The following is a 21,646-nucleotide window of genomic DNA, read 5'->3' as shown; positions in this document are numbered from 1 at the left end:
TTTATCAAAATGGCATAATTACCGTTTTTTCAGGCATAGATGTTTCGCCGGATTCTTCCGAACTTTGCACCCGTAATCAATAACAAGACATATAGTCATGAAAAAGACATCCACAGTACAATTGGTGCGCAATGCCACCTTGAAAATCAGGTATGCGGGACACACCATGCTAATTGACCCCGTTTTAGCCGACAAAGGCACTTTGATATCGGCCCTCGGTGTGAATAAAACACCGAGGGTACACCTCACCATTCCTATTCAGGATATTATCGGAGGCGTGGACATGGTGCTCCTGACCCACAATCACATCGACCATTACGAGCCGAGTGTCCCCACACATTTGCCCAAAGAAATTCCTTTCTACGTTCAGCCCCAGGACGCGGACGCCATCAGAAACGACGGATTTACAAATGTGATACCCATCGAAGAAATAAAAACAATAGACGGCATATCCATTTACCGCACGACCGGACATCATGGTTTCGGGCAGATCGGGCAGATGATGGGACCTGTATCAGGTTATGTGCTAAAAGCCGAGGGCTTCCCGACCGTTTATATAATGGGTGACTGCCGATGGGAAGCATGTATCCGAGACACCGTGGAACGGTTCAATCCTGACTATATCGTGGTAAACTCCGGAGGTGCAATCTTTCCCGAATTTTCCAAAACGGACGGTCCTATCATCCCCGACGAGAACGAAGTGATGCAGATACTTGACGAATTGCCTTCGCATATCAAGCTGATAGCCGTACACATGGATGCCATCGACCATTGCCAGACCACCCGTGCAATTCTGCGCAATGAGGCAACGCATCACGAAGCCGACATGAGCCGGCTGATTATCCCGGAGGACGGAGAAACAGTTGTGTTATGAGTGTCTGCATTAAATCCCTGATAAAAAACATGAACATAGTGGTAGGGTGCACTATAGGATGCCCTTACTGCTATGCCCGTAACAACTGCCGCCGTTTCCACATTACCGACGACTTTTCCGTGCCTGAATACATGGAACGAAAACTGCGCATCATCGATACGTCCCGTCCTCATGTGTGGCTCATGACAGGAATGAGCGATTTCTCCGATTGGAAGCCTGAATGGAACGCAGAAATTTTCGAGCGGATCAGCAGCAATCCCCAGCACGCCTATATCTTTCTGACGAAGCGCCCTGACAAAATCAGTTTCTCCTCTGACGACGAGAACGTATGGATGGGCGTGACCGTCACGCGCAGTTCCGAGAAAAGGAGGATTGATGATTTGAAAAAGAATATCAAAGCACGACACTACCATGTCACGTTTGAACCTCTCTTCGATGATATCGGCGAGATTGATTTCGAGGGAATTGACTGGATTGTCATAGGCACAGAGACCGGAAACCGAAAAGGAAAGTCATATTCGCGCCCCGAATGGGTGCTTAGCATTGCAGAACAGGCAAAGGCTCATGGCATACCGGTGTTCATGAAAGAGGATTTGCTGCCGATTATGGGCGACGAAAGAATGATTCAGGAATTGCCGGAACAATTTACCAGACGAATACAATGAATATGGATACAATAAAGGAAATAGATGTAAAGAGTGTAATGACCAAATCCTCTCTGCCGGTGGGAGGATATTCGGTCAACCCTTATGTAGGGTGTCCCCACGCCTGCAGGTATTGCTACGCATCGTTCATGAAACGGTTCACCGGGCACACCGAGCCGTGGGGTACGTTTTTAGATGTAAAAAACTGGAAGCCGATAACGAATCCTCATAAATACGACGGTGAACGTGTTGTAATAGGGTCTGTGACGGACGGTTACAATCCGTATGAAGAAGAATTCCACCGTACCCGAAGGCTGCTCGAAGAGCTGCGAGGAAGCGATGCCGAGATTATGATATGCACAAAGTCCGATCTTGTCCTTCGCGATCTCGACCTGTTGAAGAGTTTTCCCAAAGTGACTGTGTCATGGTCTGTCAATACGCTCGACGAGCAGTTCTGCGCAGATATGGACAACGCCGTAAGCATTGAACGCCGTCTGAAAGCGATGCGTCAGACATACGAGGCAGGTATCCGCACCGTATGCTTCGTCTCGCCCATATTCCCCAGAATAACAGACGTGAAGGCAATAATAGAGGAGGTAAAAGATTATGCTGATTTAATCTGGCTTGAAAACCTGAATTTACGCGGGCAGTTCAAAGGCGGGATAATGACGTATATCCGTGAGAAGTATCCTGACCTCATACCGCTTTACGAGGAAATTTACAATAAAAAAAGGCTTGAATACTGGCAGGCATTGGAGCAGGACATTTCAAATTACGCCAAGGAGCAGGGCTTCCCGTATCGTATAAACGATCTGCCATACGGACGCTCGGAAAAAGGCAAACCTGTCATCGTAAACTACTTCTACCACGAAAAAATACGATTGACAAAATGAGGCTATGCCGGACTGATGCAGAAAAGTTGTAGCGCGGATAAAAGCACCATGTATGTGGATAATATCCGGCAATCTTCCGAGCGTATGCGGGAGATGCTCAACACGCTGCTGGATTTCTTCCGTCTGGACAACGGCAAGGAGCAACCCAACCTTTCCCCTTGCAGGATTTCCGCAATCACGCATATTCTTGAAACGGAGTTCATGCCCATTGCCATGAACAAGGGTCTGACTTTGATAGTGGAGAGCCACACCGATGCGGTGGTTTTGACCGACAAGGAACGTATCCTGCAAATCGGCAACAACTTGTTGTCAAACGCCATCAAGTTCACGGATAACGGTAGTGTATCATTGGCAGCGGATTATGATAACGGTTTGCTGAAACTTATCGTTGAAGATACCGGTACGGGCATGACCGAAGATGAGCAACAACGAGTATTCGGTGCATTTGAACGTCTTTCAAATGCCGCCGCAAAAGACGGCTTCGGATTAGGATTGTCCATCGTGCAGCGTATTGTGGCGATGCTCGGTGGAACTATACGCTTGGAAAGCGAGAAAGGCAAAGGGAGCCGCTTCACGGTGGAAATTCCCATGCAGACAGCCGAGGAACTGCCGGAACAGACAATTCAAGCGCAAATGCGCCATAATCATATCTGCCATGATGTGATTGCCATCGACAATGACGAGGTACTTCTCCTTATGTTGAAAGAAATGTATGCCCATGAAGGGATGCACTGCGATACCTGTACCAATGTTTCGGTACTGATGGAGCTGATACGAAAAAAGGAATACAGCCTGCTTCTGACGGATCTGAATATGCCTGAGATAAGCGGTTTTGAACTGCTGGAACTGTTGCGCTCATCCAATGTAGGCAACTCGAAGAGTATTCCCATAGTCGTGACAACCGCTTCGGGCAGTTGCAGCAAGGAGGAACTTATAGGGCGTGGATTTGCCGGATGCCTGTTCAAGCCGTTCTCCATATCCGAACTGATGGAGATTACGGATAAATGCGCATTAAGCAGCATATTGGATGAAAAGCCGGATTTTTCCACTCAGCTATCTTATGGCAATGAATCCGTCATGCTGGACAAACTGATAGCGGAAACCGAAAAGGAAATGCAGGCGGTCAAGGATGCAGAACAGCGTAAAGACCTCCAAGAACTGGACACACTTACACACCATCTGCGAAGTTCATGGCAGATTCTCCGTGCCGACCAGCCATTGAGGGAACTTTACGCCCAACTTCATGGAAGTGCCACTCCAGATGACGAAGCGATATGCAAAGCGGTGACCGGCTGTGCTGGATAAAGGTGCTGAAATTATCCGGCAGGCAAAAGAAGAAAGGAAAAATACGAAAATGGATAAAACAAGAATCATCGTGGTGGAGGACAATATCGTGTATTGCGAGTTTGTCTGCAACCTGCTGGCACGGGAAGGATTCCGTACCGTGCAGGCTTACCACCTCTCGACCGCGAAGAAACTTCTGCAACAAGCCTCAGACGGGGACATCGTGGTTTCTGACCTACGACTACCCGACGGTGACGGCATCGACCTATTACGATGGATGCGCAAGGAAGGCATGACACAACCGTTAATCATCATGACCAACTATGCCGAAGTGCATACGGCAGTCGAAAGTATGAAACTCGGCTCGCTGGACTATATCCCCAAGCAGCTTGTGGAGGATAAACTTATGCCTCTGCTTCATACCATCCTGAAAGAACGGAGTATCGGACGAAATCGTATGCCCGTTTTTGCCCGTGACAGTTCCGCCTTTCAGAAAATCATGCAACAGATAAGATTAGTTGCCCCTACTGATATGAGCGTGCTGATATTCGGAGAGAACGGCACGGGCAAGGAGCATATCGCCCACCATCTGCATGATAAGAGCAAAAGGGCAGGGAAACCGTTTGTGCCTGTGGACTGCGGTTCACTCTCCAAAGACCTTGCGCCCTCGGCATTCTTCGGACATGTCAAAGGCGCGTTTACGGGTGCGGACAGCACAAAGAAAGGATACTTCAATGAGGCAGAGGGTGGCACATTGTTCTTGGATGAGGTAGGCAATCTCGCATTGGAAACCCAGCAGATGTTACTCCGTGCCATACAGGAACGGAGATACCGCCCTATAGGTGACAAGACGGACAAGAGCTTCAATGTCCGCATCATCGCCGCCACCAACGAGGATCTGGAGAAAGCGGTCATTGAAAAACGTTTCCGACAGGATTTGCTGTACCGTTTGCACGACTTCGAGATAACTGTTCCGCCCTTGCGTGACTGTCAGGAGGACATCATGCCGTTGGCGGAGTTCTTCCGTGAGATTGCCAACAATGAATTGGAATGTAGCGTGACTGGGTTCGATGCGGAAGCCCGTAAGACATTGCTGACCCATCCGTGGCCGGGTAATGTCCGTGAGCTTCGGCAGAAGATAATGGGCGCGGTGTTGCAGGCACAGACGGGAGTTGTCATGAAAGAGCATCTGGAACTTGCCGTAACGAAACCGACCTCACCTGTCAGCTTCGCCTTGCGAAACGATGCGGAGGACAAGGAACGCATCTTACGCGCGTTGAAGCAGGCAAACGGAAACCGCAAGGTTGCCGCCGAATTGCTCGGAATCGGACGTACAACGCTGTATAGCAAGTTGGAAGAGTATGGATTAAAGTATAAATTTCAGCAATCATAGCCCGCAACTTGCCGAAAATAGAAGTAACGGTTAAACCGGATTATTCAGCGAAGATAAAAAACGTCCTGTGATAAAAATCATGGGACATTTTGATGTGTATCCGATTTTTATTGCTACTTTTGTACCAAGACGAGAGACATTGACAGCAACTCACAGCAGAACGTAGAAATAGACAGGGTTGCCAAATCATTACCTCATTTTTACCTTATCCTCAGAACTGCTTGCTAATAAAGTGGTTATAAAAATCTTCCAGAATTACGGAAAAAAGCTGTACGGGACTAAATAATTGCTAACTTTGTTGTAGCCGGAATCCTGCGGAGGGTGTTTCTTTTCCAGTCTTGCGTATGGTTGCGGCCCGTTCGCAGGAGCAACACGGCATGTTTCGGCTGTCCGGCTGTCCGGCTGTTCGGTTGTTCGGTTGCTCGGCTGCTCGGCTGTTCAGTTGCTCGGCCGCTGGGCGGAATTGGTGGGGCGGCCGCTGGGCGGATCGACGTCTCCGGAGATGCCGGTTGCATTCCGGCGGTTCTGTCCGGAATTGGGTTCCGACTCGCTTTTCGGACCAGCTTTCCGGGCCTGTTTCGGGATTTGCTTTTCCGGTCGCAGGATTCGTCTGTGCAATTTTTGCCGCAGCAGCTTCCGGCGGCGGGCGTGTAATAGTTTGTTGCCGGTTTTCCTTGATTTGTGTCGGGTGCCGATGATTTAATGTTTTTGGCTATGCTTGAAAATTGCTTTCAATACGATCTTCCCGAAGCGGGATGCGACGAGGCCGGGCGGGGGTGTCTCGCCGGGCCGGTTTTTGCCGCGGCCGTGATGCTGCCGCCCGATTTCCACGATCCCCTGCTCAACGATTCGAAGCAGATGACCGAGCGCAACCGCGAGAAGCTTCGGGCGGTTATCGAACGCGAAGCCGTGGCATGGGCCGTCGAAGCGGTCTCCGCCGAGCGGATCGACGAGATCAACATCCTGAATGCGTCGTTCGAGGGAATGTCGCTGGCCGCGGCGCGGCTCGATCCCGCTCCCGGCTTTCTGGCCATCGACGGCAACCGCTTCCGGACCCGGCTCGAACTGCCTTACCGCTGCATCGTCAAAGGCGACGGCAAGTATGCCGACATCGCCGCCGCTTCGGTGCTGGCCAAAACGCACCGCGACGAGTATATGCTGCGTCTGGCCGAGGAGTTTCCCCAGTACGGCTGGCGGAAGAACAAAGGTTATCCGACGCGCGAACACCGTCTTGCAATCCGCGAGTACGGTCTCACTCCACACCACCGGCTGACCTTCAACCACGAAATCGGCCAGCTGGAATTGGCGTTCTGATCCGGCGGCGTATCATTCGTATTCGAAACGCCGAAATCCCTCTTCATACGGCAAAACAAAAAGAGCTGAAGTCTTGACTTCAGCTCTTTTTCAAACAATTTTCCTCGGATTTTAGTATCCCAGCGACTTGGAAGCGGCGTAGGAGACTTTCAGTGCGTTGGCACGGCGAAGCTCCTGCTTCACGTCGGTTACGATACCCATTTTCGTGGTCTGGTCTGCCTTGAGACAGATCGTCATCGAAGCACGGTCGGCCTCGCTGAGGTTATCGCGCTCTGCGGCGACGAAATCCAGAATATCCTTGGTCGTTTTGTACGAGTCGTTCAGCTGGATACGGGGTGCAGTGCCGAATTTGGCCTGCATCGCCAGCGAAGGCTGTCCGATGTGGATGTAGCTGACGAGCGATTTCTTCTCCAGCTTCTGCACCTCGGTAGCCTCAGGGAGTTTGTATCTCACGAGCAGTTCCTGATCGCGCATGGTCGTCGATACCATAAAGAAGAAGAGGATCATGAAGATCACGTCAGGAAGCGATGCGGTCGAGATAGGGGGCAAACCTTTGTTGCCCTTCTTTTTCATTACTGCCATAGCTTACTTCTTTATATTACGCGGTTCTGCCTCCGAGATCTTCAGCGGAACGGCTTTTGATACTGCGTTGCGGTTCTCTTCGGGAAGGTCGGCGAATTTCGAGCCGAATTTCCGCATGGCGACCTCGTCGCGTACTTCGTTGAATGCGCGGGTGAGTTCGTTCTGCACCATGATGTACGACTGATAGCCGGTATCACGGGTGGTCTGAAGCGAAACGACGCCCTGACTTTCGGGATATACCCACTTGCTGCCGTCAGCCAATTCGATTTCCTTATCGGCTTTTTCAGGAAGGTTTTCATCATCCATCGGATTGAGGATGAATTCCTTCGTTCTGTCCTTGAGCTGGTGCAGGTCGATGATCTCCTGCTTGCCCGCGGGGCCTGCCATGATGTTGCCGCTGCCCGAAATAAGCACGAGGAAGAGGTTGCGTTCCTTGACCTTGATGTCCTCCTGCTGTTTCTCATCGGGGGGCATAGGCGGGAGCATACGCACCAGACCTGTATCGACATTCATCGTAGTGGCCACAAGGAAGAAAATCAGCAGCAGGAAGGCGATGTCGGCCATCGAGCCGGCATTGATTTCCTGTATTTTCCTTTTATCTGTTGCCATTGTTGTTCACTCCATTATTTGAAAGCGCCCCAGATTTCGGTTACTACGGCCGTCAGGAAAGCGGCGACGAAAGCAACGTACGTCACGAGAATGCTCGTTTCGGTAATTACGGTTTCACCGTGGCCGAAGAAACCATTGGTCTGGAGATCGACGATGTTCACCGTGTGGCCGGCAGCGTAGAAGTACGACACGCCGACGACGATGATTATCAGCGCCAGAGAGAGGATGGTTCCCTTGATGCCTGCCGGGTTCTGAATCATTCCGAAGATGGCGCAGAACAGGGCTGCGGCGACAGCGAACACGAAGAGGAAGTATCCCCATACGAGGTTCAGGCTGATCGCAGCATCCGAGCCGCCCGTAGCGATCGCGTATACCAGAAGTACCACGGTGATCGCCATCAGAATGCCCAGCAATATGTTCAATATCTTTTTCATAATTGCTTTTTAACTCTTTAAATCGTTGGGATTATTTCTTGCTGTATGCCGTCAGGATATCCATCAGCGTGATGGACGAATCCTCCATATCGTTCACGAGCGAATCGATCTTCGAAACGATATAGTTGTAGAACAGCTGAAGAATAACCGCAGCGATAAGACCCATGAGGGTGGTCAGAAGGGCGACCTTGATACCGCCTGCAACGAGGGTCGGGCTGATATCGCCGGCAGCCTGAATGGCGTCGAACGCCGCGATCATGCCGACAACGGTACCCATGAAGCCCAACATCGGCGACAGAGCGATGAACAGACCGATCCACGAAAGACCCGACTCCATCTGGCCGGTCTGAACCGAACCGTAGGAAACGACAGCCTTCTCGACCGAATCCAGACCCTGATCGTAGCGGTCGAGACCCTGATAGTAGATCGAAGCGATAGGACCGCGGGTGTTGCGGCAAACTTCTTTGGCAGCTTCGATGCCGCCGTTCTTCAGTGCGTCCTCAACGGCAGCGATGAGCTTCTTCGAGTTGATCGTTGCCAGCGACAGGTAGAGGATACGCTCGATAGCGACAGCCAGACCGATCACCAAGCAGAGAAGAACCGGGAGCATCCATTCCCAACCGCCTTCGAGGAATTTCTGCATCATGATGTGGTGCATGCTGTCACCTGCGAGTGCGGTTTCGGCAGCGGCAGCGGCTTCCTGCGCGAAAGCGTTAACAGTACCCAGTGCGAACAGGGCCACTGACAGAATCAAAAAAAGTTTTTTCATAGTTGTGTTGGATAAAATTAAATTTGATTAGTTGTTTATTTGTTTGTGTCTTTTTTGGTTTATTCCATATCTCGGTTTCCCGACTTCTTCAATTTCTTATTTTTCCCTAAAAAAATCCTAAAAAAATCTTTTTTTTCACGCTTCCGGAATTTATCCGGCGTTTTTTGGTCGCTGTCCGCATATTTTCCGTACCGGTTTCACGCAGGCAGCCGAATCCCGAATCTTTCATTCTGAACTCATGCAATTTCCTGCCGATCAACTTGTTGCGATGTTCGCATCTTTCCGTCCGCCGTCACCGGGGGCCTTCTAAGGATACATTAGCAGTGCGAAATATAGAAAAAAAAATCGTTCCGTGCAATGGCTTAGGCCGTAAATTCTCCCCGCAGGGGGCGGCGCAGCAGCGCGCGCGTCCGGTCGTCCGGCAGGTCGAGTCCCAGCACGTACATCAGTTTGGTCACGGCGGCTTCGGTGGTCATGTCGTGGCCGCACAGGACGCCGATTTCCTGCAGGCGAAGCCCCGTTTCGTAAAGTTCCATCGAGACTTTGCCGCCGCCGCACTGCGTGATGTTGAGAATGATGATCCCGCGGCCGATCGCCTCCTTCAGTACGCGGATGAACCACTCGTTGGTCGGGGCGTTGCCCGCGCCGAAGGTTTCGAGCACCACGGCTCTCAGTCCGGGCGCCGAGAGCATGGCCCGGAGGATGTTTTCGCCCAGTCCCGGAAAGAGTTTGACCACCTCGATTCCGTCGGCCAGCCGCGTGGCGATGCGCAGCTGGGGCGAAACCTCCGTCGGATGCAGGATGGCCGGGAGGTTGTAGGCGATATTGACCCCGACCTCCGCCAGCGGCGGATAATTGTAGGAGCGGAAGGCGCTCAGCGCTTCGGCGCTGCGCTTGGTGGTGCGGTTGGCGCGGAACAGCCGGTTCTGGAAATAGAGCGACACTTCGGGCACTTCGGGGCGTCCGCCGATGTGCGCGCCCGCGATTTCGATGGCCGTGATGAGGTTCTCGCGGCCGTCGGTCCGCAGTACGCCGATCGGAATCTGGCTTCCGGTGAAGACGACCGGCTTTGCGAGGTTTTCGAGCATGAAACTCATGGCCGACGCGGTATACGACATGGTGTCGGTGCCGTGCAGCACGACGAATCCGTCGTAGCGCGCGTAGTTGTCGCGGATCAGTTCGGCAAGTGCGGCCCAGTTGGCGGGCGTGACGTTCGACGAGTCGATCACGGGGTTCATCGTCAGTACGTCGATGTCCACGTTGAGCCGCTTGAGCGACGGGAATTCGTCGTATATGGCGCTGAAGTCGAACGGCACCAAGGCTCCGGTTTCGGCGTCGTTCTTCATGCCGATCGTGCCGCCCGTGTAGATAATCAGGATAGAGGATTTCATCGTGTATGGTCGTATTCTTTATTTTCCGAAAATGCGTTCGGCATTGGCCGTCGTCGCTTCGGCCGTCTCGCCGGGCGTCAGCCCCTTCAGCTCCGCGACTTTTTCGCAGACGTACCGCACGTAGGCCGATTCGTTGCGTTCGCCGCGGTGGGGTGCGGGCGTCAGGTAGGGGCAGTCGGTTTCGAGGACGATGTCGCGCAGCTCCATCTCCCGCACCGCCTCGGCCAGCTTGCTCTTTTTGAACGTCACCACCCCGCCGATTCCGAAGACGAAGTCGCCGTACTCCTTCAGTTTCCGGTAGGTGTCGGCCGTGTCCGAAAAGGCGTGGAAAACGCCCCGGACGCCTCTGCCCTTGTATTCGCGCATCAGCTCCACGGTTTCGGGCCATGCGTCGCGCGTGTGGACCGCGATCGGAAGACCGTACTCCAGCGACAGGTCGATCTGGCGGCGGAAGGCTTCGAGCTGTTCGGCCCTGAAATCACGGCTCCAGTAGAGGTCCAGCCCGATTTCGCCCACGGCGCAGAAGCGGATCCCTGCGGACGGCGTTTCGAGATAACGCTCTACGAGCGCCAGCTCCTCGCGCCAGCGTGGATTGTCGTTCACCGACGTGGGGTGCAGGCCCATCATCGGGGCGCACCGCTCCGGATGGCTGCGGCACAACCCGAACAACCGTTCATGGCTTTCGGAGTCGATCGCTGGGAGCAGCAGTCTCTCCACCCCGGCGTCGGCCGCACGTGCGAGGGCCTCCTCGCGGTCCGCGTCGAATTCGGGGGCGTACAGATGCGAATGTGTATCGGTAAGTCTCATATCAGTTTCATGTATCTGTTGCCGGGCAGCTGGCGTACGGCGCCCGCCAGTTCCAGCCCCACGAGCAGCGTCGCCAGCTCGCCGGGATCGAGTCCGCTCAGTTCCGAAAGCGTTTCGTGCGACAGCGGATCGTCCGTGCGGAAACAACCCAGCAGTCCCGTTTCGTCGGGCGTGAGCTGCGGTGTGGCGGGTTTCGGCCGGAGCGTCGCCGGTTCCGCGCCGAGGTCCCACATCAATTCGCGGACAATGTCGTCGGCCGTCAGCACCAGCTGCGCTTTACGGTTGCGGATCAGGTGGTTGGTCCCTGCCGACATGCGGTCCGTGGCGCGGCCCGGTACGGCCATCACCGAACGGTCGTAATCGTCGGCGCAGTGCGCCGTGACGAGCGATCCGCCGCTGTCAGGCGATTCGACGACGATACATCCGGCGCTAAGCCCGGCGATGATGCGGTTGCGGGCGATATAAGCCGTGCCGTTCTGCCGGGTCTGCGAGTGAAGCTCCGTGACCAGCGCCCCGCCGTGATCGAGGATGTCGCGGGCTACGGCCGTATGCTGTGCTGGCGTCACTTCCGGCAGCGGGTTGGCCAGCACGGCGACGGTCGGCACTCCCGCCGCCAATGCCGCGCGGTGTGCCGCGACGTCGATCCCGAAAGCCAGTCCGCTGACGATGCAGAGTCCCGGCACCTGCGCCGCGAGTCCCTCCACGAGCCGGTTGCACATGGTCTGTCCGTAGGGCGTCGCATTGCGCGTGCCGACCATCGACAGACAGCGTGCCGAAAGGGCTTCCGTATCACCTTTTATGTATAGGACATGGGGATAGTCGGGGATTTCCCGCAGGAGCGGCGGGTATTCCGGATCGGTCGAGGCGATGGCCGCGATTCCGTTGCGGCGACAATGCTCCAGCTCCTTTTCCGCGGCGGCGAATCCTCTGCGGCGGACGATTTCGCGGGCTATCTCTTCGCGCAGGCCCGCTTCGCCCGCCAGTTCGTCCGGAGCCGCGGCGAAAATGTCTCGTGCGCTCCCGAACACTCCGAGCAGATGCACGGCGCCCTTCACCCCGATACCCGGTGTCATCTGAAGGGCGATATCCTCGATTGTCATAGCCGCAAAAGTCGTTTAACGTGTCGTAAAAGTAAATATTTTTGGGAAATAACGCAAAGTTGAGCCGAAGTTTTGCAGATTTTAGAAATGTTTGTATATTTGCACTCCGATACGCCTGAGCGTAACCCGGAAAACACCTGAGACGGTGAAGCCGGGGGCTGAATGAAATCAGCGGCCGCTGCCCGTACAACGGTCTGCGAAAGACGGATCGGAAACGAAAAATGGTCTGATGGCCGAGTGGCTAGGCAAAGGTCTGCAAAACCTTGTACAGCGGTTCGAATCCGCTTCAGACCTCACTAAAACGCCGTTGTAGTAATCTACAACGGCGTTTTATTTTTAGCTTGTCATACATTTGTCATACATCTTCTGACATTCGCATTATCCGAGTCTTAATTGAGACCGTCGCGGAGATGCATTCATGTATAAATAACTATCGCAATCTGATTCATTCAATTCTAATTTTGGGCTAGTTCTGATTTTGTATAATTTAATTCATTTATATGCATTTTAACCATTTGGCGCAATAAAGTTGGTTTATCGGCGGAATTCATCCGGGCGTTGGGAAATCATGCACGCGCATTGGTCTTTCGTGTCGCCTGAGTAGTGAACGGGATGCTATGTGAAAATCGGCGTTCGGAATTACCCGGACGCCGATTTTATCAGCCGTTCTTGCGCATCGACAGTGCAATGCGGTTGCGGACCGTGTCGATGCCCGTCACGCGGACTTCGATGTGCTGTCCCAAATGGACGACATCGGCCGGCGATGCGACGTAGCGGTCGGCCAGCTGCGAGATATGCACCAGCCCGTCCTGCTTGATGCCGATATCGACGAACGCGCCGAAGGCCGTGATGTTGGTGACGATGCCGGGCAGCGTCATGCCTTCGCGCAGGTCGGCGACCGAGTGCACGTCGGGATCGAACGAGAATGCCTGCAGCTGTTCGCGCGGGTCGAGACCCCGCTTGTCGAGCGCTTCGAGAATGTCCGTCACGGTCGGCAGCCCCACCTCGGCGTCCACATATCTTTCGGGTTTTATGGCCTTGCGCAGCTCCGTGTCTGCCAGCAGTTGCTCGACCGTCACGCCCGCGTCGGCGGCCATCCGCTCCACGATATGATACGACTCCGGGTGCACGGCGCTGTTGTCGAGCGGATTCCTGCCGCCCACCACGCGCAGGAATCCCGCCGCCTGCTCGTAGGCTTTGGCGCCCAGACGCGGCACTTTCAGCAGGCTTTTCCGGTCTTTGAAATCGCCGTTCGCGGCGCGGTATGCGACGATGTTTTCGGCCAGCGCAAGCCCCAGACCGGATATGTAGGTCAGAATATGCTTCGATGCGGTGTTGATGTTCACGCCGACCTTGTTCACGCAGCTCTCGACCACCGTGACCAGTCTGGCCCTGAGCTTGGACTGATCGACGCTGTGCTGGTATTGTCCCACGCCGATCGACTTTGGGTCGATCTTCACCAGCTCCGACAGCGGGTCCATCAGCCTGCGGCCGATGCTGACTGCGCCGCGAACGGTCACGTCGTGATCGGGGAACTCTTCGCGGGCCGCGGCCGACGCCGAGTAGACCGATGCGCCGTCCTCGCTCACCATGAACACCCCGACGCCCTCCAGCCCCAGTCCGCGGACCAGCTGTTCGGTCTCGCGCCCTGCCGTGCCGTCGCCTATGGCGAAGGCTTCGGCCTTGTACCGGGCCGCCAGCGACCGCAGCGTTTCGGCGGCTTCGGCGTAACGGTTCTGCGGCGGATGGGGATAGACGGTGGTGTTGTGCAGCAGGTTGCCCTGCGAATCGAGCGCCACGACTTTGCAGCCCGTGCGGAATCCGGGGTCGACGGCGATGATGCGCTTCTGTCCGAGCGGCGCCGAGAGCAGCAGCTGCCGCAGGTTTTCGGCGAATACCCGGATCGCTTCGTCGTCGGCCTTCTCCTTGGCCGCCGCCAGCAGTTCGGTCTCGATCGAGGGCCGTATCAGACGTTTGAACGAGTCCGCGACGGCGGCTTCCATCCATTCGCGCGTCGCCGAGCCGTGGCGTACGAACTGGCGGCAAAGCCCTTCCGTAATGCGGTCGGCGTCCATCTCCACCGAGATCTTCAGGACCCCTTCGTCCATGCCGCGCCGCATGGCCAGAAAACGGTGCGACGAAACGGTACGCAGCGGCGACGCCGCATCGAAGTAGTCCGAATATTTGACGCCTTCCTGCTCCTTGCCTTTCACGAGCCGGGAGTGAACTGCGCCTTCGCGGGCCGCCGTGCGGCGCACGCTGTTGCGGGCGCGCTCGTCCTCCGACACCCGCTCGGCGATGATGTCGCACGCCCCGGCTATCGCCTCCTCCGGAGTCGGTACGTCGGCCGTGACGAAACGCTGCGCCTGCCGTGCGATGTCGTGCGAATTTTGCGCCATGATGCTGTTTGCCAGCGGCTCCAGCCCGCGTTCGCGCGCCACGGTCGCCCGTGTCCGCCGCTTGGGCTTGTAAGGCAGGTAAATATCCTCCAGCTCCACGGCCTCCCAGCACGCTTCGATGCGTTTGCGAAGTTCGTCGGTCAGTTTGCCCTGCTCCCCGATCGTCGAGAGGACGGTCTGTTTGCGGGCTTCGAGTTCGGTGAGTTTGTCCAGCTGCTCCTTGACGGCCCCGACCTGCAGTTCGTCGAGCGAACCGGTCGCCTCCTTGCGGTAGCGGCTGATAAAGGGGATCGTCGCGCCGTCGCGCAGCAGGCGTACCGTGCCCTGCACCTGCCGGAGGGCGATTCCGAGTCTTTGTGCTATGATTTGTTCGGTCATTGTCGGTGTGTGTCGATCGGCAAAGATAGGAAATTGTCGCGATTTCGGAAGCCGGAATCGCCGCCGGATTCGCTTTTTCGCCCGCTCCTCCCCCAGAATGCGGATCAGTACCCGAATTTCGCGGCCGCCAGCCGCATATGTCCGATGATATCGACTCCGAACGGGCAGTTGCTCTGGCAGCGGCCGCAGGCGATGCACTCCGAAGCGTGGTGCGCCAGCAGGCTGTAATGTTCGCGCACGGTTTCGGGCACTTCGTCCTGCGCCAGCGTCAGGTTGTAGTATTTGTTCACGCTTGCGATGTCGATCCCCGCCGTGCAGGGGGCGCAGTGGCCGCAGTACATGCAGTGTCCTTCCCACGAGAACCGGCCGAGTCCGGTCAACGCCTGCGTGTAGTCGCGCTGGGCGGCTGTCGCCGTACACCATGCGAGCGCCGCCTCGATTTCGGTCCGGCTGCGGCATCCGGCCATCACGGCCGCCACGCCGGGGCGCGTCAGGGCGTATTCGATGCACTGCACCGGTGTCATCGGCTTCCCGAACGGCGAGTTGGTCCCGCTCAGCAGGTCCCCGCCGCCGTACGCCTTCATCACGTCGATCGCCACGCCTTCGCGTTCGCAGAATTCGTAGAGCCGCTGGCGTTCGGGGTCGATGTTGTGCAGCTCCTGCGCATAGCTTTCGTCGGCCCAGAGCGTGTCCACGTCGTCGCTCGGCGGCAGCAGGTCGTAACAGGGATTGAGCGAGAACATCAGCACGTCGATCAGTCCGGTTTCCGCGGCCTGCCGCGCTACGGCGGGGTTGTGGCTGCTGATGCCGATATGGCGGATGCGCCCCTCCGACCGGAGCCGCAGTGCCAGTTGCAGGATCGGCCCGTCCAATACCTTCCGCAGGTCGGCCTCGGCATCGACGTAGTGGATCATGCCTATATCGACGTAATCCGTCCCCAGCCGCGCGAGCAGGTCGTCGAATGCGGCCTGCGCCTTCTCCGGATCGCGCGTGCGGAGATACTGCCCCTCTTCCCACACCGAGCAGAGGTGCCCCTGTATGACGAACCCTTCGCGCCGCCGGGCCAGTGCCGCGCCGATGCTGCTGCGCAGTTCGGGGTTCGAAGCGTAGAGGTCGAGGAAGTTGATCCCGTTTTCGATTGCGAAGTCGAAGTCGGCCCGCACCTCTTCCTCCGGCCGGTTCATAAATCCCTCGCAGCCCAGCGCCACGGCGCTGACGCGCAGTCCCGTGCGGCCCAGTGTCCTGTACTCCATGCTATTTCAGTTCCACGAGTCGGTACTGCTGCGAACCCAGCCCTATGGCTTCGGCGTGTTCGAGCGTGTGAATGCCGTGGCGCGACTCCATGCGCTCGATCAGGTGCGATTTCCCCGGATCGGGCGATGCGTACACCAGATCGACGCACGCCTTGTCCAGCGCTACGGGATCGAGCGAGGCGAGGATGCCGATGTCGCCCATCTTCGGCTCTTCGGGATGGGCGTCGCAGTCGCAGTCCACCGAGAGGTTGTTCATCACGCTGATGTAGAGAATCCTGTCGCCGCAGTGGTCGGCGACCGACTTGGCCGACTCGGCCATCGACTCCAGAAAATCGTCCTGCGCCGGGAGGTCGCTCCACATTTCGGCGGCGTTTTTGGTCTTGCCCGCCGAGTGTATCCACGCTTTCCCGGCCGACGACGCGATGCCGATCGAGATGTTCTTGACTGCACCGCCGAAGCCGCCCATCGCATGCCCCTTGAAGTGCGACAGCACGACCGTGAAATCGTAGCGGGGGTAGTGCGAGCCGACGAAGTTCTCTTTCAGGTGTTTTCCGCCTTTCACCGGCAGGCTCACCTCTCCGTCGGCGTCCATGATGTCCACCGGGGCGATGGCCGTGAAACCGTGGTCGGCGGCGGCCTTCAGGTGATCCTGCGTGCGTGCGCGTCCGCCGCCGTAGGCGGTGTTGCACTCGACGATCGTGCCGCCGACTTGGGTCACGATCTCCTTTATCAGCTCCGGTTTGAGGTAATTGTGCCCGCCCGGTTCGCCCGTCGAGAGCTTGACGGCGACCTTTCCCGTCGCGGGACGTTCCAGCGCTTCGTAGATGCGCACCATGTTCTGCGGCGTAATCTCGCGGATGAAGTATACTTTGGGGGTTTCGGTCTTTTCGCCGCCGCCCTGAGCCGACCCGCATGCCGTGAAAGGCAGGACCGACAGCAGTGTGATCACATACATTCTATTGATCATGTCGATTGGATTTATTTGCGTAACAGATAGTTGATAATCAGGTAACCGCCCGCCGCCTGCGCGAGCATGCCGGGAATCCCGATGCGGAAATCCTGCACGGCGGCCGTCGCCGAACCCGTGAAGGCCCATTCGCCCAGCGCACCCACCGTCTGGTAGAAGAGCACCACGCCCGCCAGCAGCGGCAGCGTAGCGCGCCCGAACCGCCGTGCGGCGAATCCGGCGGCTGCGGCCAGCAGTACGGACTTGAGCAGAATCGCCGGCAATGCCGCCGCGGCGGGCATTCCGAACAGCGCGGAGTTGACCAGCGGCGACAGCACGGCGGTCAGCAGGCCCACGCGCCAGCCGTATTTGTAGGCTCCGACGAGCGTGAAGAAGTAGATCGGCAGCCACCGCAGTCCGCCCTGTGGCACCGAGTGGCAGATTTGGGGCAGGAGGATGTTGCCCGCGACGAAGAGTGCCGCCGCGAGGTAGGTTTTCGCATCGCGGTAATCGAGCGAATAGAGTTTTACAGCCGTTGTTTCCATTTTGTCTTTTGTTTGTTCATATTCAAAAACAGTGCTTTTCGTGCGGTTTTGAAAATCGAGGTTCACGCCCCCGAAGAGCGTCGTCCGGGGCATCGGGTTCCGGCGTCGATCCCGTCGCTGCGCCAGCGGAAAATCCCCGTGCCGGGCAGTGGCGAACCCCATCTATTCGTTTCGCTCCTGCATTTTGCGGATGAATCCTTCGATCAGCGGCAGACACTCCCCGGCCGTCTGCGCCTCGGCGCAGAGCCGCTCCACGGGACATATCCCGTCGTCCGCACGGTTGATGATATGGGGCACGGCGACCGTGTAGGCGACCGCTTTTCCCGCGGCGGCGAGCAGGTCGAGGGCCGCACGGCTCACCACGTCGGCGAAAAGCTCATCCACGCCGCCCAGAATCATCAGCGCCGCCGCGCCTTTGCCGACCACCTTGTCGGCCACGAAAGCCCCGTCGAGCAGCTGCGGCTCCTCGCGCAGCAGCCTGTAGAGGTCCTTCACGCCCCGTTCGCGGAAAATCCGCACCTCGTCCCCGTTGCGGACGACGCACGAACACTTCTCGGCGAACAGCAGTCCGATCGTCTGCTCCTTCTGTTCCTTCGTCATAGCGTATGCCGTTTTTTCGGGTCCGCACCGCTTTTTGCGGTCCGCCCGTAATTCCACATTGCAAAGATATTCGATTTCGCGTTATTGCCGGCTACCCCGATTACGGTTCGTCATACCATTTTTACGGAATCGTACGCCGGCGGCCGCAGAAGGGGTGTTTTTTCCGCCCGCTTCTGCCGTCCGATCCCGCTTCTGCCGTCCGATCCCGTTTCTGCCGTCCGGTTTCGCTTTCGCCATCCGGTCCCGTCCCCGCCGTTTTTTCCCGCTTGTGCCGTCCGCTTCTCCGGCCCTTTGCCGGGCGACGAAAAAGCCTGCGGCCATAACAGGGCCGCAGGCTTTCCGGAGCAGGCGCTTCTCCCCTTCGGGGAGCGCTATTCGGCTTCGAGCACGAATACGGCGCTGTCGTAAATTTTGTTCAGATTGGGGTTGATGCCCGCATGGTTGAGGTATTCGCCGGTGAAGGTGCCGCCGTCGAACCAGAACCGTTTCTTATCGACGTTCTGCTCCCTGATCTTGTAGCGGGTCTGCGCGTCGAGTCCGTAAAGCCGGTATTTCGGAACCAGCGTGCGGCTCTGGTAGAGGGTGCAGTAGGTGAACAGCACGGCTTTTTTCTTGTCTTTCGATACGTACATCACCCCGTAGTAGCCCGTATCGTCGTAAGGCGTGCCGATGCGGTAGAGGTCGCCCTCCATGACGATGTCGCGGTATCCCTTGTAGCTTTCGATGGCTTTGCGCGCGAAGGCCTTCTCCTCGGCGTTCATCTGCTTGGGCTGCAACTCCATGCCCAGACGGCCCGCGCAGGCCATGTCGAAGCGGAATTTGATCGGCGTGATGTTGCTGGTCTGGTGGTTGGGCGTGGCCGAGACGTGCGAGCCCATGACCGTCGCCGGGTAGAACAGGCTGGTGCCGTACTGGATGCGGGCGCGCGAAAGCGCTTCGGTGTTGTCGCTGGTCCACACCTCGTTGAAGTACTTCATCGCGCCGTACTCCACGCGGCCGCCGCCCGAAGCGCAGGCTTGGATCAGCACGTCGGGATATTTGGCGCGGATGCGCTCCATGACCTTGTAGAATCCCTGCACATAGTCGATCCAGAAGTGCGACTGCCTGTCTTTGGGCAGGAATTCCGATCCGGCGTTCTCCGCATGGCGGTTGGCGTCCCATTTGATGTAGTCGATGTTGGGCGAGAGCTTCATCGTGTTGTCGAATACCGAGAATACGAAGTCCTGCACCTTGGGGTTGGTCAGGTCCAGCAGCCACTGGTTGCGCATCCGGGGCATTTCGCGGTCGCCCGACCTGACGATCCAGTCAGGATGTTTCTCGGCCAGTTCGCTCTTGGGGTTGACCATCTCCGGCTCGATCCAGATGCCGAATTTCAGCCCTTTGCGGTGTGCGTGCGAAGCGATGTAGTCGATGCCTTCGGGGAGTTTTTTTGCGTTGATCTGCCAGTCGCCGAGTCCGGCGTTCGCATCGTTGCGCGGATATTTGTTGCCGAACCATCCGTCGTCCAGCACGAACATTTCCAGTCCCATGTCCGCCGCGTCGTCGATCATGTCCGTCAGGGTCTTGGCGTCGAACGTGAAGTAGGCGCCCTCCCAGCTGTTGAGCAGCGTCGGGGCGTACGTATGGCCGTGCCATACGCCGTAGTTGCGCGCCCAGTCGTGCAGGCTGCGGCTCGCGCCGCCTGCGCCCTCGAAGCTGTAGGTGTAGACCATTTCGGGCGTGGTGAACGATTCGCCCTTGGCGAGCGTGTAATCCGAAGCGTAGGGGTTGACTCCCGCGAGGATGTTGAGCACGTTGAATTCATCGACCTCGAAGTTGAGCCGGAAGTTGCCGCTCCATGCCAGCGCGCCGGCGATCACCTCGCCGTAGTTCTCGTCGAAGGCTTCGCTGTCGAGCGTGACCATGAAGGCCGGGTTCTCGGTGTGCGTCGTGCGCACCAGCTTGCGCGACTCGATGCTCTTCGAGCCGTGGGTGAGCAGCGTGTGGTCGGTCTGGCTCTCGCGCGCCCATGAGCCGTAGAGGTGGGTCAGCAGGTAGCTGCGCGCCTTTACGGGCAGCGACGACGAATAGAAGGCGTGCAGTACGGCGTCGCCCTTTTCGCGGTTGCGGATCACGGTGTGGGTCGTGATGACGTTCTCTTTGGCATAGGCCGTATAGACCAGTTCGACGTCCAGCGCCTGATTGGTGTCGGTGAGTTTGACGACCGTTTCGCTGACGTTCTTGTCGGCCAGCGTGCGCGTGGCGTGCGACACGTAACGCAGTTCGGTGTTCATGTCCCCGTCGGCGTGGGTCACGCGCAGCGCGGGTTCGCGGAAGTTGCGGCCGCCCATCGTCGAGTAGGCGAGGTTGTCGGTGCCGTGGTCCGTGCGGCGGTAGCTTTTGATGCCTGCGGCGGGCGATGCGTCGTCGATGCGTCCTCCGAAGTGGTGGAACAGCACTTCGCCGTTCGGAGCGACGCTCATGACCATCGAAAGGTCGTTGGTCCGGATGTTGATGACCTGCGGTTCGGCGGCCTTGGCGCCGGTGCAGACCATGCCCGCGAACAGGGCCGTGAAGAGCGGTTTCAGCAGTTTTTTCATAGGTTTGAGTCGGTTACGTTTAGGATAATGCGTGCACACGCGTACAGCGCATTTTCGTTGTGTGGGGATAAAGTTACGAAAAAAATTGCGTTGCGGTCAAAAAACCGCCGCATAATCTTTCGTTGTGAAACTTCCGGCCCGACCGGAACTCTTCCGCTGTTTCGTATCGAATTCCAATGGTCCGCCGTGCACGGCGTGCGCGGTTCCTTTCCGCCGGGCAATGAAAAATCCCTGCACGGAAACGTGCAGGGATCGTTTCAGGACGGGACCTCTCCTACTTGGTCAGGTATTTTCCCTGTTTTTTGAGGGCGTTGTAAACCGAACCTGCCCAGTAGTTGCGCAGGCCGAAGCCGCCGGGCTTGCCGACCATGTCCATCTGGGTGATTATCTCGTGCGTCGCGGGATCGAACAGCACTGCGGTGTAGTAGCCCAGACCGTTGCCCTTGTCGAGCGTCGTGGCGACCAGCACCAGCCCCTTGTTGCCCGAACCGTTGTCGTAGCGGGCGACGATCTGCGGCAGCTGCGTCTGCCAGTCGGTTGCTGCGCTGCGGGGCGTGAACTGCTCTGCGGCCAGTGCGCCGAGCGATTCGTTGGCCTGCTCTACGCCGGTCGAGAGGATGTCGATGCCGGTGAACCCTGCCACGTCGTATTTCTTCGGTTCGCTCAGGAAGAGCCTGTTGATGGCTTCGAACGCCTTGATGAAGGCGCCCGGTTCCTCGTCGGCGCCTTTGACGTTGACGCAGCTGTAATCCACGCCGTAGAAATCGGCTGCGATCTTCTCTTTTCCCTTCTGGGCGTAGCCGCTGACTGCGACGAGGCACAATGCCATGGCCAGTAACTTTTTCATTGTCG

General features: G+C 57.1%; 19 protein-coding genes, 1 tRNA gene and 1 pseudogene. 7 read left to right on the top strand and 14 right to left on the bottom strand.

Annotation, left to right across the window (positions count from 1 at the left end):
* The first annotated feature begins 97 nt into the window (after window positions 1–97).
* The 6 genes and pseudogenes from ACESTR_RS02475 (at window position 98) to ACESTR_RS02450 (ending at window position 6,402) form a co-directional block, all read left to right on the top strand.
* Window positions 98–874 (top strand): MBL fold metallo-hydrolase, encoded by a 777-nt coding sequence (locus tag ACESTR_RS02475; RefSeq protein ID WP_004329300.1) that lies wholly within the window; start codon window positions 98–100, stop codon window positions 872–874.
* Window positions 871–1,539: a radical SAM mobile pair protein A gene (locus ACESTR_RS02470; RefSeq protein WP_004329299.1), complete on the top strand. Its 669-nt coding sequence runs from the start codon at window positions 871–873 to the stop codon at window positions 1,537–1,539. The genes ACESTR_RS02475 and ACESTR_RS02470 overlap by 4 nt, the downstream gene beginning before the upstream one ends.
* Window positions 1,536–2,411: a radical SAM mobile pair protein B gene (locus ACESTR_RS02465; RefSeq protein WP_004329298.1), complete on the top strand. Its 876-nt coding sequence runs from the start codon at window positions 1,536–1,538 to the stop codon at window positions 2,409–2,411. The genes ACESTR_RS02470 and ACESTR_RS02465 overlap by 4 nt, the downstream gene beginning before the upstream one ends.
* Window positions 2,412–3,773, top strand: a pseudogene (locus ACESTR_RS02460) (hybrid sensor histidine kinase/response regulator); the annotation flags it as partial. It lies immediately after the preceding gene.
* Entirely contained in the window at window positions 3,766–5,088 is a 1,323-nt protein-coding gene (locus ACESTR_RS02455; RefSeq protein ID WP_005775887.1) for a sigma-54-dependent transcriptional regulator, read from the top strand. The pseudogene ACESTR_RS02460 and the gene ACESTR_RS02455, both read left to right, overlap by 8 nt.
* A gap of 714 nt (window positions 5,089–5,802) precedes the next feature.
* Window positions 5,803–6,402, top strand: a complete 600-nt coding sequence (locus ACESTR_RS02450) for a ribonuclease HII (protein ID WP_279063207.1) — start codon at window positions 5,803–5,805, stop codon at window positions 6,400–6,402.
* Window positions 6,403–6,513: 111 nt separating this feature from the next.
* Here ACESTR_RS02450 and ACESTR_RS02445 read toward each other — a convergent pair whose 3' ends face one another.
* The 7 genes from ACESTR_RS02445 to dprA form a co-directional block, all read right to left on the bottom strand.
* Window positions 6,514–6,984 carry an ExbD/TolR family protein gene (locus tag ACESTR_RS02445; RefSeq protein WP_014775364.1) on the bottom strand — a complete coding sequence of 157 codons (471 nt, stop codon included), beginning with the start codon at window positions 6,982–6,984 and terminating at the stop codon, window positions 6,514–6,516.
* A 3-nt stretch (window positions 6,985–6,987) separates the two neighbouring features.
* Window positions 6,988–7,593 (bottom strand): ExbD/TolR family protein, encoded by a 606-nt coding sequence (locus tag ACESTR_RS02440; RefSeq protein ID WP_014775365.1) that lies wholly within the window; start codon window positions 7,591–7,593, stop codon window positions 6,988–6,990.
* A 14-nt stretch (window positions 7,594–7,607) separates the two neighbouring features.
* Entirely contained in the window at window positions 7,608–8,027 is a 420-nt protein-coding gene (locus ACESTR_RS02435) for a hypothetical protein (RefSeq protein WP_009596184.1), read from the bottom strand.
* A 31-nt stretch (window positions 8,028–8,058) separates the two neighbouring features.
* A complete protein-coding gene (locus ACESTR_RS02430) occupies window positions 8,059–8,796 on the bottom strand; it encodes a MotA/TolQ/ExbB proton channel family protein (RefSeq protein ID WP_227042266.1) in 738 nt (245 codons plus the stop codon).
* 362 nt (window positions 8,797–9,158) lie between these two features.
* Complete coding sequence (locus ACESTR_RS02425; RefSeq protein ID WP_278433465.1) at window positions 9,159–10,187, bottom strand: asparaginase; 1,029 nt, start codon at window positions 10,185–10,187, stop codon at window positions 9,159–9,161.
* Between the two features lie 18 nt (window positions 10,188–10,205).
* Entirely contained in the window at window positions 10,206–10,994 is a 789-nt protein-coding gene (locus ACESTR_RS02420; RefSeq protein ID WP_278714421.1) for a TatD family hydrolase, read from the bottom strand.
* Window positions 10,991–12,094 carry a DNA-processing protein DprA gene (gene dprA / locus ACESTR_RS02415; RefSeq protein ID WP_195559100.1) on the bottom strand — a complete coding sequence of 368 codons (1,104 nt, stop codon included), beginning with the start codon at window positions 12,092–12,094 and terminating at the stop codon, window positions 10,991–10,993. Before dprA ends, ACESTR_RS02420 begins: the two co-directional genes overlap by 4 nt.
* 223 nt (window positions 12,095–12,317) lie before the next feature.
* Between dprA and ACESTR_RS02410 the strand changes: the two genes are divergently transcribed.
* A tRNA-Cys gene (locus ACESTR_RS02410) sits at window positions 12,318–12,388 on the top strand.
* Window positions 12,389–12,753: 365 nt separating this feature from the next.
* On the opposite strand, the gene ACESTR_RS02405 is transcribed toward ACESTR_RS02410, so the two are convergent.
* The 7 genes from ACESTR_RS02405 to ACESTR_RS02375 all read right to left on the bottom strand — a co-directional run bounded on the left by ACESTR_RS02405 (window position 12,754) and on the right by ACESTR_RS02375 (window position 21,641).
* On the bottom strand, window positions 12,754–14,871 hold the full coding sequence (locus tag ACESTR_RS02405; RefSeq protein ID WP_373178756.1) for a Tex family protein: 2,118 nt from the start codon (window positions 14,869–14,871) through the stop codon (window positions 12,754–12,756).
* A 104-nt stretch (window positions 14,872–14,975) separates the two neighbouring features.
* Entirely contained in the window at window positions 14,976–16,124 is a 1,149-nt protein-coding gene (locus ACESTR_RS02400) for an aldo/keto reductase (RefSeq protein ID WP_244077063.1), read from the bottom strand.
* A 1-nt stretch (window position 16,125) separates the two neighbouring features.
* Window positions 16,126–17,091, bottom strand: a complete 966-nt coding sequence (locus ACESTR_RS02395; RefSeq protein ID WP_244077062.1) for a DUF362 domain-containing protein — start codon at window positions 17,089–17,091, stop codon at window positions 16,126–16,128.
* A gap of 11 nt (window positions 17,092–17,102) precedes the next feature.
* Window positions 17,103–17,615: a hypothetical protein gene (locus ACESTR_RS02390; protein ID WP_039939443.1), complete on the bottom strand. Its 513-nt coding sequence runs from the start codon at window positions 17,613–17,615 to the stop codon at window positions 17,103–17,105.
* A 162-nt stretch (window positions 17,616–17,777) separates the two neighbouring features.
* The gene (locus ACESTR_RS02385) at window positions 17,778–18,215 is read right to left on the bottom strand and encodes a DUF1893 domain-containing protein (protein ID WP_373178754.1); all 438 of its coding nucleotides are present in this window, start codon (window positions 18,213–18,215) and stop codon (window positions 17,778–17,780) included.
* A gap of 371 nt (window positions 18,216–18,586) precedes the next feature.
* Window positions 18,587–20,794: an alpha-galactosidase gene (locus ACESTR_RS02380; RefSeq protein WP_014775373.1), complete on the bottom strand. Its 2,208-nt coding sequence runs from the start codon at window positions 20,792–20,794 to the stop codon at window positions 18,587–18,589.
* Between the two features lie 274 nt (window positions 20,795–21,068).
* Window positions 21,069–21,641 (bottom strand): hypothetical protein, encoded by a 573-nt coding sequence (locus tag ACESTR_RS02375; RefSeq protein WP_014775374.1) that lies wholly within the window; start codon window positions 21,639–21,641, stop codon window positions 21,069–21,071.
* Between the last annotated feature and the right edge of the window lie 5 nt (window positions 21,642–21,646).

The sequence above is a fragment of the Alistipes sp. DJF_B185 genome, assembly GCF_964250025.1.
Classification (GTDB): Bacteria; Bacteroidota; Bacteroidia; order Bacteroidales; family Rikenellaceae; genus Alistipes; species Alistipes finegoldii.
Note: the sequence above shows the minus strand (reverse complement) of the source record. Positions and strands in the feature narration are given on the sequence as shown.